Consider the following 14,846-nt stretch of genomic DNA (forward strand, 5'->3'; position numbering starts at 1 on the left):
GGATGCGCGTGCTGGTGACGGGCGCGTCGGGCTTCGTCGGAGGCGCGGTCGCGTCGGCGCTCGCCGACCGCGGCGACGCGGTGGTGGGGCTCGGCCGCCGCCCGGCCGGCTGGTCGCACCCGAGCGGCCGCTACGTGCGCCGCGACCTGCTCGCGCCCGTCGACGACCTCGGCGCGTTCGACGCGGTCGTGCACGCGGCTGCGCGCGCCGACGACTGGGCGCCGCTGCCCGAGGCGATGCGCGTCAACCGCGACGGCGCGGTCGCGATCGGCCGCGCGCTGCCGGGCGCGCGGCTCGTGCACATCTCGACCGCGAGCGTCTACGACGCGCGACACCCGACGGTGCTGGGGCACGAGGGGGCGCCGCTGCCGACGCGGTTCCTGAGCGCCTACAGCGCCTCGAAGGCGGCCGCCGAGCGCGCGCTCGCGGGCCGCGCCGCCGCGATCCTGCGCCCGCACGCGGTGTACGGGCCGGGCGACACGACGCTGCTGCCGCGAGTGCTCGAGGCCCGGCGCGGGCCCCTGCTGCCGCTGCCGGGCAGCGGCCGCGCGCTCCACACGCTCACGCGCATCGACACGCTCGTCGCCGCGACGCTGCGCGCGCTCGACGCGTCGGGCGACGTCGGCGTCGTGAACGTGGGCGACGCGCCCGCCGTGCCGCTCGCCGACGTGCTGCAGCGCGTGCTCGCGGCGCGCGGCGAGCCCGCCCGCATCCTGCCGCTCCCGGTCGGCGCGGCGATGGCGCTCGCGACCGCCGCCGAGCGCCGCGCCCGCCGCACGGGCACCCGCCCGCGCCTGACGCGCTACGCGGTCAGCCAGCTGGGCATGGAGCGCACGCTCGATCTGACGCGCATGCGCGAGCGACTCGGCCTCGAGCCGCGGCCGGTCGACCTCGCTGGCGCCGCCGACTGGTAGCCGCCGACCGGCAGCCGGGGCGCACGTCAGGCGGGCGGCTCGGGCGCCGACGCGACCGGATCGGGCTCGGCCGCCTCGGCCGTGTCCGCCTGCCCCAGGTGCTCGCGCGCGAACTCGAGCGTCTCGGTCAGCAGCCGAAGCCGGTCGCGCTCCGAGCGCGCCTGGCGCGTCTTGATCTCGGCGATCACCTGGCCGGTCCACTGCCGCTCGGCGAGCATCTGCAGCACCTCGGCGACCGGCTCGTTGCCGTGGCCGGGGATGAGGTGCTCGTCGAAGACGCGCCCCTCCTCGGCGGCGACGCCGTCGGTGAGGTGCAGGTGCCGCAGCCGGTCGCCCAGGTCGAGCGCCAGCTGCATCGAGTCGCGCTTCGCGAGCGCGCAGTGCGAGAAGTCGAGCGTCGCGTGCTCGACGTCCATCTCGCTCGGGTCGATGCCCGGCAGGTAGGCGGCGCGGTCGATGCCGCCCGCCGACCAGGGGAACATGTTCTCGACCGCCACCTCGACGCCGTGCTTCTGCTCGGTCTGCCGCACCGCATCCTCGAACGTCTTCGCGTACTTGCCCTGCCACCGGAAGGGCGGATGCACGACCACGGTGGGCGCGCCGACCGACACCGCGAGCTCGGCCGAGCGGTCGAGCTTCACGAACGGGTCGCGGCCCCAGACGAAGGTCGTCAGCAGCACGACCGGCGCGTGGATCGCCATGATCGGCTGGTGGTAGCGCTCCGACAGCTCGAGCAGCCGCTCGGGGGAGCGGGTCTTCGCGTCGGTCGTGACCATCACCTCGACGCCGTCGTAGCCCGCCTCGTGCGCGAGCCGGAAGCCGTCCTCGACCCCCTTGGGGAAGACGGAGATCGTGCTGAGACCGACCTGGATCATGCCCACGACGGTAGACCCTCCGGACGAACGCCGCGCATCCGCCGCGACGAACCGATGCGACCCGCCGCCGATCAGACATGTGCCCGCGGCGTAGGATCGGGCCATGCCTGAGATCGACATCAAGCCGCGCTCGCGCGCCGTCACCGACGGCGTCGAGGCCACCACGAGCCGAGGGATGCTGCGGGCCGTCGGCATGGGCGACGGCGACTGGGAGAAGCCCCAGATCGGCATCGCGAGCTCGTGGAACGAGATCACCCCCTGCAACCTCTCCCTCGACCGCCTCGCGCGCTCGTCGAAGGAGGGCGTGCACGCCGGCGGCGGCTACCCGCTGCAGTTCGGCACCGTCTCGGTCTCCGACGGCATCTCGATGGGCCATGAGGGCATGCACTTCTCGCTCGTCTCGCGCGAGGTGATCGCCGACTCCGTCGAGGTGGTCGTGAACGCCGAGCGGCTCGACGGCACGGTGCTGCTGGCCGGCTGCGACAAGTCGCTCCCCGGCATGCTCATGGCTGCCGCGCGCCTCGACCTCGCGAGCGTCTTCGTCTACGCCGGCTCGATCGCGCCCGGCTTCGCCAAGCTCGAGGACGGCACGATCCCCAAGTCGATGACGATCATCGACTCCTTCGAGGCCGTCGGCGCCTTCAAGGCGGGCAAGATCTCCGCCGAGGACCTGCACCGCATCGAGTGCGGCTTCGCGCCCGGCGAGGGCGCGTGCGGCGGCATGTACACCGCCAACACGATGGCGTGCATCGCCGAGGCGCTCGGCATGAGCCTGCCCGGCTCGTCGACGCCGCTGTCGGCCGACCGCCGCCGCGACTACTACGCGCGGAAGTCGGGCGAGGCCGTCGTCGAGCTGCTGCGTCAGGGCATCACCGCCCGCGACATCCTCACCAAGGAGGCGTTCGAGAACGCCATCACCGTCGCGATGGTGCTCGGCGGCTCCACGAACGCCGTGCTCCACCTGCTCGCGATCGCGCACGAGGCCGAGGTCGAGCTGACCCTCGAGGACTTCCGCCGCATCGGCGCCCGCTCGCCGCACCTGGCCGACGTCAAGCCGTTCGGCGCCTATGTCGCCCAGGACTTCGACCGCGTCGGCGGCATGCCGGTCGTCATGCAGGCGCTGCTCGACGCGGGCCTCCTGCACGGCGGCGCGCTCACCGTCACCGGCCGCACGCTCGCCGAGAACCTCGCCGAGCTCGCCCCGGCCCCGATCGACGGCACCGTCGTGCGCTCGCTCGAGAACCCCATCCACGCCACCGGCGGCCTCACCATCCTCGACGGCACCCTCGCGCCCGAGGGCGCGGTCGTGAAGACGGCCGGCTTCGACGCCGAGGTCTTCGAGGGCCCCGCGCGCGTCTTCGACCGCGAGCGGGCCGCGATGGACGCCCTCACGGCCGGCGAGATCCAGGCCGGCGACGTGGTGGTCATCCGCTACGAGGGCCCGAAGGGCGGCCCCGGCATGCGCGAGATGCTCGCCATCACCGCCGCCATCAAGGGAGCGGGCCTCGGCAAGGATGTACTCTTGCTGACAGACGGCAGATTCTCAGGCGGCACAACCGGCCTGTGCATCGGCCACATCGCCCCTGAGGCGGTCGACTCCGGTCCGATCGCCTTCGTGCGCGACGGAGACCGCATCAAGGTCGACATCGCCGCTCGCTCGCTTGACCTGATCGTCGACGAGGCAGAGCTCGCCTCCCGGCGTGAGGGCTGGGAGCCGCTGCCACCGCGCTACACGCGCGGAGTCCTCGCCAAGTACGCCCGTCTCGTGCGCTCCGCCGCCACCGGCGCAGTCACGGGCTGACGCACGTCCAGCGTGAAGCCAGGAGAGCCATGTCCATGACACCCAGGCCTGCCGCCCCGCGCAGCGCCGAACCGCCGATCCTCACCGGATCCGGCGCCGTCCTCCGATCCCTCGAGCTGCTCGGGGTCGAGGATGTCTTCGGCATCCCCGGCGGCGCCATCATCCCCTTCTACGACGAGCTCATGCAGCAGTCGGCGATCCGCCACATCCTCGTGCGCCACGAGCAGGGCGGCGGCCACGCCGCCGAGGGCTACGCGGCCGCGACCGGCCGGGTCGGCGTGTGCCTCGCGACCTCCGGCCCCGGCGCCACCAACCTGGTGACGGCCATCGCGGATGCGTACATGGACTCGGTGCCGATGGTCGCGATCACCGGCCAGGTCTTCAGCCACCTGATCGGCACGGATGCGTTCCAGGAGGCCGACATCACCGGCATCACGATGCCGATCACGAAGCACAGCTTCCAGGTGTCGCACCCCGAGGACGTGCCGGGCGTCATGCGCGCGGCCTTCCACATCGCATCCACCGGCCGCCCGGGCCCCGTGCTCGTCGACATCACGAAGGACGCGCAGCAGAACTCGGCGCCGTTCATCTGGCCCGAGAAGGTCGACCTGCCCGGCTACCGGCCCGTCTCGAAGGCGCACGGCAAGCAGATCACCGCCGCGGCGCAGCTGCTCGCCGAGTCGCAGCGCCCGCTGCTCTACGTGGGCGGCGGCGTGATCCGCGCGAAGGCGTCGGAGGAGCTGCGCGAGTTCGCCGAGGCGACCGGCGCCCCGGTCGTGACGACGCTCATGGCGCGCGGCGCGTTCCCCGACTCCCACCCGCAGCACCTCGGCATGCCCGGCATGCACGGCGCGGTGCCGGCGGTGCTCGCCTTCCAGGAGTGCGACCTCATCATCGCCCTGGGCGCGCGCTTCGACGACCGCGTCACCGGCAAGGTGAACGAGTTCGCGCCGGGCGCCAAGGTCATCCACGTCGACGTCGACCCGGCCGAGATCTCGAAGATCCGGCCCGCCGACGTGCCGATCGTGGGCGACGTGCGCGAGGTGCTCGCCGACCTGTCGATCGCCTTCCAGGACCTCGCGACCACCGCGCGCCCCGACCTCACCGACTGGTGGGAGCGGCTGCAGGGCCTGCAGGAGCGGTTCCCGCTCGGCTTCGCCGAGCCGACCGACGGCAAGCTCTCGCCGCAGCACGTCATCCAGCGCATCGGCGAGATCACGGGCCCCGAGGCCGTCTACGCCGCGGGCGTCGGCCAGCACCAGATGTGGGCCGCGCAGTTCATCAAGTACGAGCGCCCCAACGCCTGGCTCAACTCCGGCGGCGCCGGCACGATGGGCTACGCGGTGCCCGCCGCGATGGGCGCGAAGGTCGCCGAGCCCGAGCGCGTCGTCTGGGCGATCGACGGCGACGGCTGCTTCCAGATGACCAACCAGGAGCTCGCCACCTGCACGCTCAACGACATCCCCATCAAGGTGGCGGTGATCAACAACTCGTCGCTCGGCATGGTGCGGCAGTGGCAGAGCCTGTTCTACGAGGGCAGGCACTCGTTCACCGACCTCGAGACCGGTGACGACGCGCGCATGATCCCCGACTTCGTGAAGCTCGGCGAGGCGTACGGCTGCCTCTCGATCCGCGTCACGAAGCCCGAGGAGGTCGACCCGGCCATCAAGCTCGCGCTCGAGACCAACGACCGCCCCGTGGTGATCGACTTCATCGTGTCGAAGGACGCCATGGTGTGGCCGATGGTGCCGCAGGGCGTCTCCAACTCCTTCGTGCAGTACGCCAAGGAGCACAGCCCGGTATGGGAGGAGGAGTGATGAGCACGCACGTCCTGTCGCTCCTGGTCGAGGACAAGCCCGGCCTGCTGACCCGCGTCGCGGGCCTGTTCGCCCGACGCAGCTTCAACATCGAGTCGCTCGCGGTCGGCAAGACCGAAGTGCCCGGCCTCAGCCGCATCACGGTCGTCGTCGACGTCGAGGACCTGCCGCTCGAGCAGGTGACGAAGCAGCTGAACAAGCTCATCAACGTCGTGAAGATCGTCGAGCTCGAGCCCGGCCAGTCGGTGCAGCGGGAGCACATGCTGATCAAGGTGAAGGTCGACAACTCGACCCGCTCGCAGATCCTCGAGGCCGCGACGCTCTTCCGCGCCAACGTCGTCGACGTGAACGCCGACGCGCTCGTGATCGAGGTCACCGGCGACTCCCCGAAGTGCCAGGCGCTGCTGCGGCTCCTCGAGCCCTACGGCGTGAAGGAGATCGCCCAGTCGGGCCTCCTCGCCATCGGCCGCGGCGGCAAGTCCATCAGCGAGCGCGTGCTCAAGTCCGACCGCTGAACCAGCTCCCAGAACCCAGACGAAGGAGAACAGCATGACTGAGGTCATCTACGACGACGGTGCCGACCTCGGCATCATCCAGGGCAAGAAGGTCGCCATCATCGGCTACGGCTCGCAGGGCCACGCGCACGCGCAGAACCTGCGCGACTCGGGCGTCGAGGTGCGGGTCGGCCTGCAGCCGGAGTCGAAGAGCCGCGCCAAGGCGCAGGAGGCCGGCTTCGAGGTGGGCACGCCCGCCGAGGTCGCCGAGTGGGCGGACGTCGTCGTCCTGCTCGCGCCCGACCAGCACCAGCGCCACATCTACAACGACGAGGTCGCGCAGCACATGGGCGAGGGCAAGACGCTCGTCTTCAGCCACGGCTTCAACATCCGCTTCGGCTACATCACCGCGCCCGAGGGCGTCGACGTCGTGCTCATCGCGCCGAAGGGCCCGGGCCACACCGTGCGCCGCGAGTTCCAGGCCGGCCGCGGCGTGCCCGTGATCGTCGCCGTCGAGAAGGATGCATCGGGCTCGGCGTGGCAGACGGCCTGGTCGTACGCGAAGGCGATCGGCGGCCTCCGCGCCGGCGGCATCACGACCACGTTCACCGAGGAGACGGAGTCCGACCTCTTCGGCGAGCAGGCGGTGCTCTGCGGCGGCGTCTCGCAGCTCGTGCAGTACGGCTTCGAGACCCTCACCGAGGCCGGCTACCAGCCGGAGATCGCCTACTTCGAGGTGCTCCACGAGCTCAAGCTCATCGTCGACCTCATGTGGGAGGGCGGCATCGCCAAGCAGCGCTGGTCGGTCTCCGACACGGCCGAGTACGGCGACTACGTCTCGGGCCCGCGCGTCATCGACCCGAGCGTCAAGGAGAACATGCAGGCGGTGCTGAAGGACATCCAGTCGGGTGCCTTCGCCGAGCGCTTCATCGGCGACCAGGACGCTGGCGGCCCCGAGTTCAAGGCGCTGCGCGCCAAGGCCGAGGGCCACCCGATCGAGGCGACCGGCCAGAAGCTGCGCGCGCTCTTCGCGTGGGAGCAGCCCGACGCCGACTACACCGACGGCTCGGCGCAGCGCTAGCCAGACGCGCTGGTCGAGTGGCCGCCGCAGGCGGCGGCCACCACCGCTGGTCGAGTAGCCGCCGCAGGCGGCAGTCACCACCGCTGGTCGAGTAGCCGCCGCAGGCGGCGACCACCACCGCTGGTCGAGTAGCCGCCGCAGGCGGCGTATCGAGACCACGAGGGGCGGGGATCCATATCTGGATCCCCGCCCCTTGCGCACATCCCGCGCCCCGCGTTGAGTGGGGGACATGACCTCCCTCTGGCGGGCGACCGCGCCGACCGTCGCCCTCGACGAGCCCGGGTCGCGGCGCACGGGCGTCGTCGTCGTCGGCGCCGGCATCACCGGGCTCATGACCGCCGCCCTCCTCACCCGCCGCGGCGCGAGCGTCGTCGTGCTCGAGGCGCGCGAGCCGGGCGCCGCCGCGACCGGCGGCTCGACCGCCAAGCTGAGCCTCCTCCAGGGCGACCGCATGCACCGGATCCTCGGCCTCGCGCGCCGCGAGGCGGTCGAGGCCTTCGTGGCCGGCTCGCTCGCCGGCCAGCGCCGGCTGCTCGAGCTGCTCGCCGAGCAGGGCGAGCACCCCGAGCGGCGCCCTGCCGTCTCCTATGCCTCCACCGCCGACGGCGCCGACGCGCTCGCGCAGGAGCTCGAGGCGATGCGCTCGCTCGGCCTGCCCGCGGAGGAGGGCGGCGCCGAGGCGCTGCCGTTCCCGACGGCCGGGGCGATCCGGCTCGCCGACCAGGCGCAGCTGCAGCCCATGGCGGTGCTCGCCGCCCTCGCGGCCGAGCTGCAGGGCCGCGGCGGCCGCATCGTGCGCGCCCGGGTGCGGCGCGTGCGCGCGAGCGGCCGCGGCGTGGTCGTCGAGACCGACGCGGGCGAGTGGCGCGCAGGGCAGGCGGTGCTCGCCACCGGCGCCCCCGTGCCCGCGCGCGGCACCGCGGCGCTCCTCGAGGCGCACCGCTCCTACGCCGCGTCGTACCGCACGGGCGCGCCGCTGCCCGAGGTGATGGCGCTCAGCGTCGACTCGCCGAGCCGCTCGCTGCGCACCGCGCACGACGAGGCCGGCCTGCTGCTCGTCGCGGGCGGCCCCGGCCACCTCGTAGGCCGCGAGCACGACCCGCGCCGCCTGCTCGCCGAGCTCGACCGCTGGGTGCTCGCGCACTGGCCCGACGCGCGGCGCACGCACGCGTGGGGGGCGCAGGACTACCGCACGCCCGACCGGCTCCCGTGGATCGGCGAGCGCCTCGGCTCCCGGGGGCGGGTGCTGCTCGCGACCGGCTTCGACAAGTGGGGGATGACCGGGGGCGCGATGAGCGCGGTCGCGATCGCCGGCCGCATCGTCGGGCACGAGCCCGACTGGGCGCGCACGCTGCGGCGGCGCGGCACGACCCCGGCGGCGGCGGGCCGGCTCGTGGGCACGCTCACCGCCACCGCGGGCGCCGAGGCGGGCGCGCTGCGCGACGCGCTCGCGCCGGCGACGGTGCCGCTCGAGGGCGAGGGCGCGCTCGGCCGCGACGGCCTGCGGCTCGTCGGCACCTCCACGGTCGACGGCGCCACGCGCCAGGTGTCCGCCTTCTGCCCGCACGTGGGCGCCCTCGTGCGCTGGAACCCCGAGGAGCGCAGCTGGGACTGCACCGCGCACGGCTCGCGCTTCGCCCCCGACGGCGCGCGGCTCGAGGGCCCCGCCGCCTGCGGCCTGCGCCGCCTGCGCGGAGCCGGCTGAGGCCCGCCCGCTCGAGGAAGGGCTCGGCGCACACGGGCGGCCGCGCCCGGCATGGCAGGGTGGATGCGTGCAGGACGTGACCGAGGACCAGTCCGTCGCGCGCTCCTACCTGCGGTGGGCCGCGGTCGAGGCCGAGGAGCGCTCGCCGCGCTACGCCGAGTGGGCGCGCGGCGTGGCCGCCGATCCCGCGCTCTGCGCGGCGATCGCCGAGCTGGAGCCCGTGAAGCGGCAGCCCAACCTGCTCTTCGCCGCCGCTCGCTTCGAGGGCGTGCCGCTGCAGCCGTGGACCGACGTGCGCGACATGGTCGCGGGCGCCTGGGACCGCATCCGCTCGACCATGCTCGCGCGCATGACGCAGACCAACGAGGCCCGCCGCATGGCCACGCTGCTGCCCGCCATCGCACACCTGACGGGGCCGATCGCGCTCGTCGAGGTGGGCGCGGCGGCGGGCCTGTGCCTCTACCCCGACCGCTGGCGCTACCGCTTCGGGCCCGGCAGGTACGTGGGCGACGCGAGCCTGCCGCTGCTCGAGACCGAGGCCTCGCCGTCGACGCCGGTGCCCGCCGAGCCGCCGCTGGTCGCCTGGCGCGGCGGCCTCGACCTGCAGCCGCTCGACCCCGCCGACCCCGACACGCGCGCGTGGCTCGAGGCGCTCGTCTGGCCGGATGCGACGGGCGGCGTCGACGGGGCGCGCGTCGACCGGCTGCGCACGGGCATCGCGATCGCGCGGCGCGAGGGCGCCGAGCTGCGCCGCGGCGACCTCACCGCCGACACGCGCGCGCTCGTCGAGGAGGCCGCGCGGCACGCGCCGACGGTCGTCGTCTGGCACTCGGCCGTGCTCGCGTACGTCTCGGCCTACGAGCGCGCAGCGTTCGCCGACCTGATGGGCGGGCTGCCGGTGACGTGGGTCGCGAACGAGGGCGCGTCGCTCGAGATCGGGCCGCCCGCGCCGTGGGCGTCGCCGTCCGACTTCGTGCTGCGGCGTGACGCCGAGCCGATCGCGATCACCGACCCGCACGGGGCGGCGATCACCTGGCTCGACGACATCGCACGTTAGCGCGCGCCCGCGCGGGGGCTCCCCAGCTAGGCGCCGGCGAGCGGCACGGCGTGCGGCGTGCCGTGGATGCGCACCGGCATGCGGGTGCCGAGCTCGATGCCGATCGCCGACGGCATCCGCATGAGCACCGTGCCGGGCACGCCCTCCGCCTCGGCGAGCAGCAGCCGGTCGTGGCCCGAGTACTCGACGTCGCGCACGGTGATCGGCACGCCGGCGGCGAAGGGCTTCAGCTGCTCGGGGCGCACCACGAGCATCGCCTCGGCGTCGTCGATCGCGTCGGCCGCGACCGGCACGGGGCCGAGCGGCGTGCGCCAGGCGTCACCGTCGCGCCTCGCGGGCACGAGCGTCGACTCGCCGAGGAAGGTCGCGAGCCACGCCGAGCGCGGCCGGGCGAAGAGCTCCTCGGCGGTGCCGTGCTGCTCGATCCGGCCGCTGCGCAGCACCGAGACCCGGTCGGCGAGCGCGAACGCCTCGTCCTGGTCGTGGGTGACGAGCAGCGCGGTCGCGCCCGCATCGCGCAGGATGCGCCCGATCTCGCGCCGCAGGCCCACCCGCAGCGTAGCGTCGAGCGCCGAGAACGGCTCGTCGAGCAGCACGATCGACGGCGCCGGCGCGAGTGCGCGCGCGAGCGCGACGCGCTGCGCCTGTCCGCCCGAGAGGTCGGCCGGCGCGCGGTCGCCGAAGCCGCCGAGCTCGACGAGCTCGAGCATGGCCAGCACGCGATCGCCGCGGGGGTCGCGCTCGCCGCGCGGCAGCCCGAAGGCGATGTTCTGCGCGACGGTCAGGTGGGGGAAGAGGGATGCGTCCTGCGGCACCCAGCCGACGCCGCGCCGCTCGGGCGGCACCGTGCGGCGCGCCGTCGACAGCACGCGGTCGCCGACGGCGATCTCGCCGGCCCGCAGCGGCAGGAGGCCCGCGATCGCGAGCAGCAGCGTGGACTTGCCGGAGCCGGATGCGCCGAGCACGGCGTCGACGCCGCCGGAGGGCACGTGCAGGTCGAGCTCGTGCACCACGTCGCCGCCGCCGGGGTGGCCGACGGTGGCGGCGGTGATCCGCAGCTCGCTCATGCGGTGCTCCGCTCGGGGGTCATGGCGCACTCCGCTCGGTGATCTCGGCGGCGTGCGCCGGGTCGCGCTCGCCGGTCGCGGCGAGCACCAGCATGGCAGGCACCGCCGCGCACGCGACGAGCGCGAGGGCGTAGGGGGCGGCGGCGGCGTACTCGGAGATGTCGGTGCGCGCCCACAGCGCTGTCGCGAGCGTGTCGACGCCGGTCGGGCGCAGCAGCAGCGTCGCGGGCAGCTCCTTGAGCGCGGCGACGGCGGCGAGCAGCGCCGCCACGGCGATGCCGGGCGCGGCGAGCGGTGCGGTGGTGGCGGCGAGGGCCCGCAGCCGCGGCCGCCCGAGCGCGCGGGCGAGCAGCTCGTAGCGCGCGGGCACCCGCTCGAGCGCCGCGCGCACCCCGCCGACCGCGCGCGGCGTGGCGAGCAGCGCGTAGGCGGCGATGAGCACGCCGACGCTCTGGTACGCCCACGGCACGAGCGAGAGCGAGAGGAACACGAGCGACAGGCCCACGACGATGCCGGGCAGCGAGTGCGCGATCGTGGCGGCGCCCTCGAGGGCGCGGCTGAGGGGCGACGGGTGGCGGGCGGCGAGCAGCGCGACGGGCGCGGCGAGCGCGATCGCGAGCAGGCCCGCGGCGATCGCGAGCGCGACCGAGGTGCCCGCGGCGCCGAGCAGCTCGGGCCAGTCGAGCGCCGCGACCGCATCGGCCGAGGCGGCGCGCGCCAGCAGCACCCCCACCGGCACGCCGATCGCGAGCACCGGCGTGACGACCACCGCGGCCATCGCGAGCGGCGCCCATCCGCCCGCCTCCAATCGCAGCGGCACCGCCGATCGCAGGCGCGCGGGCACGGCGGCCCGCCGCACGCGCTGCTCGAGCAGCACGAGCGCGACGGCCGCCACCACCAGCACGAGGCCGAGCAGCGCCGCGTAGGAGCGGTCGAAGCCCGCGCCCATCGCCCGCGCGATGCCGGTCGAGAGGGTCTCGACGCGCATGAGCGAGACGACGCCGAAGTCGGCGAGGGCGTAGAGGCCCGCGAGCAGCGCGCCGGCCGTCGCCGCGGGGCGCACGATCGGCCACGTCACCTGCAGCATCGCCGACAGCTGCGTGCGGCCGAGGGAGCGCGCGGCGATCTCGAGCCCGGCGGGCGTCGAGCGCAGCGCCGCGTAGACGGGGAGCGTTACGTACGGGGTCGAGACGATCGTGAGCTGCAGCCACGCGCCCCAGAAGCCCTGCATCGACGGCACGATCCCGAGCCAGCCGAAGGCGGCGACGTACGACGGCATCGCGAGCGGCAGCGCGGCGAGCGTCAGCAGCGTGCGGGCGCCCGGGAGCCGCAGGCGCGCGAGCAGCGCGGCCTGGAGCGTGCCGAGCGCGCCCACCGCGAGCGCGACGGCGAGCGCGAGGGCGAGGCTCGTGACGAGCAGCTCGCCCGTGCGCGGCCGCAGCACGAGCGGGAGCGCGGCGGCGGGGTCGGCGCCGACCGCGCGCACGACGAGGTAGACGACGGGCGCGGCGAGCAGCGCCACCGACACCGCGCCCGCGAGCGCGAGCGCGCGTGCGCCGCCCCGCTCGGGACGGCGCACGCGCGGCGGCGCTGCCAGCACCTACAGCAGGCCGTGCTCGGCGAGCAGCGCCTGGGTGTCGGCGAGCGACGCGAGGTCGGCGAGGTCGAGGCCCTCGACCGCGAGCGACTCGATCGCCGGCAGCTCGGGCGCCGCCTCGACGCCGTCGACGAGCGGGTACTCGAAGGTCTCGGTGACGAAGTACTCCTGCGCCTCGGCCGAGACGAGGTGCTCGATGAAGGCGAGCGCGTCGGGGTCGCCCTCGGCGCTCGCGAGCAGGCCCGCGCCCGTCACGTTCACGATGCCGCCGGGGTCGCCCGGCAGGAACGCGAGCTGCGCGCGCATCTGGTCGGCGCCGAGCTCGTTGGCGTCCTCGAACCAGTAGTAGTGGTTGATGAGCCCGAAGTCGGCCTCGCCCGACTGCACGAGGTCGAGCGTCTGGCCGTTCGACTCGGTGAGGATCGGCTCGTTCGCGGCGATCGCCTCGACCCACGCGGCGGCCGCCTCCTCGCCCTCGAGCACGCGCATCGCGGTCACGAACGACTGGAACGAGGCGTTGCCGGGCGCGAACGCCACGCGGCCGCGGTACTCCTCGCCGGTGAGGTCGGCGATCGCGGAGGGCACCTCGGCCTCGGCGACGTCCTCGCTGTCGTAGGCGGTGACGCGCGCGCGGCCCGTGACGCCCACCCAGCTGCCGTCGGTCGAGGTGAACTCGGGCGGCACGGCGCCGGTGATCTCCTCTGGCAGCGTCGCGAGCATGCCCGCCTCGGCGACGGCGCCGAGCGAGCCGGCGTCCTGCGACCAGAAGACATCGGCGGGGGAGCGGTCGCCCTCCTCGAGCAGGAGCGCCTCGAGCTCCGTCGACGAGGCGTAGCGCACGTCGACGTCGATGCCGCTCGACTCCTCGAACTGCTCGATGAGCGGGTCGACGAGGTCCTCGCTGCGGCCGGCGTAGAGCGTGAAGGCGCCGTCGGCCTCGGCTGCGGCCTCGGTCGAGCCGGTGCTCGCCGAGGGCTCGGGGTCGGATGCGGTGCAGCCGGCGAGCACGAGGGCTGCGGCGGCGAGGGCGGCGGGCGCGATGGCGCGCAGGGCGGAACGCTGCAAGGAGGACTCCTGGAGAGGTGGTGGGCCGGCGGCATCCGGCGCCGCGGCGATGAGGTAAGGGTAGCCTAACTCGGGCCGGATGCCGGCGTCGGCCGCCGGTAGGCTGGTGCGGATGAGCCGCGACGAGGATGCCCTCCGCTGGGAGGGCGACGACGAGTTCGATCGCGCGACCGCCGACGACGGCGCGGGCTCCGCGCCCGGGCCCGACGGCGCATCCGCCCCCGACGCCCCGCGCGACGAGCGCCGCCGCGGCCCGCTCGGCTGGCTCATGCTCGCGCTCGCCGCGGCCTCGACCGTCGGCTGGATCGCGGTCATGGTGCTCAACCCCGTGCAGCAGCCGAGCCTGCTCGGGCTCGCGATGTACCAGCTGGGCGAGCTGCTCGCGGTGATCGCGCCGCTGCTGTGGTGGTTCTGCGTCGACCGCCTGACGCCCGTCCGCCGCCGCGCGCCCTGGTGGCTCGCGGGCCTCGTCGTCACCGCGCCGTGGCCGCTCGCCGCCGGAGTCCTCGCATGAGCGCCCGCGAGCCGCGCGAGGAGCGCCCGAGCGACAGCTGGATCGTCGCGCTGCTGTTCGCGCTCGCGTTCGGCTACGACACCGTCGAGGCGATCGCCAACGCCGAGCAGCTGCCGCTGCTCTACGTCGGCGCGGGCATCGAGGGCGCCATCCCGTGGTGGCTGCTCGTGGCGCAGGTGGCGCTGCCGGGCATCCTCTTCGTCGTGGCGCTCTTCGTCGGGCGGCGGATGCGCCTGGTCGCCAAGGCGGGCATCCTGCTGGTCGCGCTCGGCGTGAGCGCGCAGCTGAGTCTGCTCGCCGAGCAGCTGGCGCGGCAGATCGCGATCACCGCGCTCGGCGTGTAGCCCGCGCTCGCGGGCCGCGTCAGATCACGCTGACGAGGATCAGCAGCCCGAGGACGATCTGCCCGATCGCGCGCGGCACGAGCGGCACCGCGACGGCGCCGAAGCGCTCCGGCTCCTTCGCCGCCTGCGCGTTGGCGGGGAACACGAGGATCAGCAGCGCGATGAGCGCGAGCCCTGCCGCGAACCGCACGCCCCACCACGGCGCGAGCAGGCCGAGCCCGCCGAGGATCTCGGCGACGCCGGAGACGGTCACGAGCGTCGGCGCCCAGCGCCGGTCGGGGCCGGCGAGCCCGGCGGGGATCATCGCGCCCATCGTGCGGCGCACGCGCGGCACGAAGTGGGCGGCGCCCATGCCGATGAAGATCACGGCGAGCAGGATCCGCAGCACGAGCTGCACGAGAGCGAAGGCATCCATCGACCCCATCCTCCCGCACTCCGGTTGCGCCCGCGCGCTGGAGCTGGAAGCGGGGGGGCCTTCTTGCCTCCCCCCCTACACCCACACCGACGCCCCTCCC

The 14,846-nt window shown here is 74.6% G+C and carries 14 protein-coding genes; 9 read left to right on the forward strand and 5 right to left on the reverse strand.

The window, feature by feature from the left end:
- The first annotated feature begins 2 nt into the window (after window positions 1-2).
- Entirely contained in the window at window positions 3-914 is a 912-nt protein-coding gene (locus AC1RNL_RS08830) for an NAD-dependent epimerase/dehydratase family protein (protein ID WP_400529477.1), read from the forward strand.
- Between the two features lie 26 nt (window positions 915-940).
- Here the strand turns inward: AC1RNL_RS08830 and AC1RNL_RS08835 are convergent, their stop codons facing one another.
- A complete protein-coding gene (locus tag AC1RNL_RS08835; RefSeq protein ID WP_246991924.1) occupies window positions 941-1,789 on the reverse strand; it encodes a sugar phosphate isomerase/epimerase family protein in 849 nt (282 codons plus the stop codon).
- Between the two features lie 103 nt (window positions 1,790-1,892).
- Here AC1RNL_RS08835 and ilvD point away from each other — a divergent pair, with 103 nt between their 5' ends.
- From ilvD to AC1RNL_RS08865, 6 genes are all read left to right on the forward strand, one after another.
- A complete protein-coding gene (gene ilvD, locus AC1RNL_RS08840) occupies window positions 1,893-3,590 on the forward strand; it encodes a dihydroxy-acid dehydratase (RefSeq protein WP_400529480.1) in 1,698 nt (565 codons plus the stop codon).
- A gap of 29 nt (window positions 3,591-3,619) precedes the next feature.
- Window positions 3,620-5,407, forward strand: coding sequence for an acetolactate synthase large subunit (locus AC1RNL_RS08845; protein WP_246991920.1), 1,788 nt, complete (start codon window positions 3,620-3,622; stop codon window positions 5,405-5,407).
- On the forward strand, window positions 5,407-5,922 hold the full coding sequence (ilvN, locus tag AC1RNL_RS08850; protein ID WP_246991918.1) for an acetolactate synthase small subunit: 516 nt from the start codon (window positions 5,407-5,409) through the stop codon (window positions 5,920-5,922). Before AC1RNL_RS08845 ends, ilvN begins: the two co-directional genes overlap by 1 nt.
- Window positions 5,923-5,956: 34 nt before the next feature.
- Entirely contained in the window at window positions 5,957-6,982 is a 1,026-nt protein-coding gene (gene ilvC / locus AC1RNL_RS08855; RefSeq protein WP_492935011.1) for a ketol-acid reductoisomerase, read from the forward strand.
- A gap of 229 nt (window positions 6,983-7,211) precedes the next feature.
- Window positions 7,212-8,687, forward strand: a complete 1,476-nt coding sequence (locus AC1RNL_RS08860; protein WP_364197074.1) for an FAD-dependent oxidoreductase — start codon at window positions 7,212-7,214, stop codon at window positions 8,685-8,687.
- A 67-nt stretch (window positions 8,688-8,754) separates the two neighbouring features.
- Entirely contained in the window at window positions 8,755-9,744 is a 990-nt protein-coding gene (locus tag AC1RNL_RS08865; RefSeq protein ID WP_492935012.1) for a DUF2332 domain-containing protein, read from the forward strand.
- A gap of 26 nt (window positions 9,745-9,770) precedes the next feature.
- Here the strand turns inward: AC1RNL_RS08865 and AC1RNL_RS08870 are convergent, their stop codons facing one another.
- The 3 genes from AC1RNL_RS08870 to AC1RNL_RS08880 are packed head-to-tail and all read right to left on the reverse strand — an operon-like array spanning window position 9,771 to window position 13,473.
- Window positions 9,771-10,811, reverse strand: coding sequence for an ABC transporter ATP-binding protein (locus AC1RNL_RS08870; protein WP_492935013.1), 1,041 nt, complete (start codon window positions 10,809-10,811; stop codon window positions 9,771-9,773).
- 19 nt (window positions 10,812-10,830) lie between these two features.
- Window positions 10,831-12,411, reverse strand: a complete 1,581-nt coding sequence (locus AC1RNL_RS08875) for an ABC transporter permease (protein WP_492935014.1) — start codon at window positions 12,409-12,411, stop codon at window positions 10,831-10,833.
- Window positions 12,412-13,473, reverse strand: a complete 1,062-nt coding sequence (locus AC1RNL_RS08880) for an extracellular solute-binding protein (protein ID WP_492935015.1) — start codon at window positions 13,471-13,473, stop codon at window positions 12,412-12,414. It abuts the gene before it with no gap.
- A gap of 112 nt (window positions 13,474-13,585) precedes the next feature.
- On the opposite strand from AC1RNL_RS08880, the gene AC1RNL_RS08885 reads away from it, so the two are divergent.
- Window positions 13,586-13,987 (forward strand): hypothetical protein, encoded by a 402-nt coding sequence (locus AC1RNL_RS08885; protein ID WP_240671444.1) that lies wholly within the window; start codon window positions 13,586-13,588, stop codon window positions 13,985-13,987.
- Window positions 13,984-14,331, forward strand: coding sequence for a hypothetical protein (locus AC1RNL_RS08890; protein WP_128190705.1), 348 nt, complete (start codon window positions 13,984-13,986; stop codon window positions 14,329-14,331). The genes AC1RNL_RS08885 and AC1RNL_RS08890 overlap by 4 nt, the downstream gene beginning before the upstream one ends.
- A gap of 19 nt (window positions 14,332-14,350) precedes the next feature.
- Here the strand turns inward: AC1RNL_RS08890 and AC1RNL_RS08895 are convergent, their stop codons facing one another.
- Window positions 14,351-14,746: a DoxX-related protein gene (locus AC1RNL_RS08895; RefSeq protein ID WP_128190706.1), complete on the reverse strand. Its 396-nt coding sequence runs from the start codon at window positions 14,744-14,746 to the stop codon at window positions 14,351-14,353.
- Window positions 14,747-14,846: the final 100 nt, after the last annotated feature.

Source organism: Agrococcus sp. GW821-FHT14H11, from assembly GCF_058803545.1.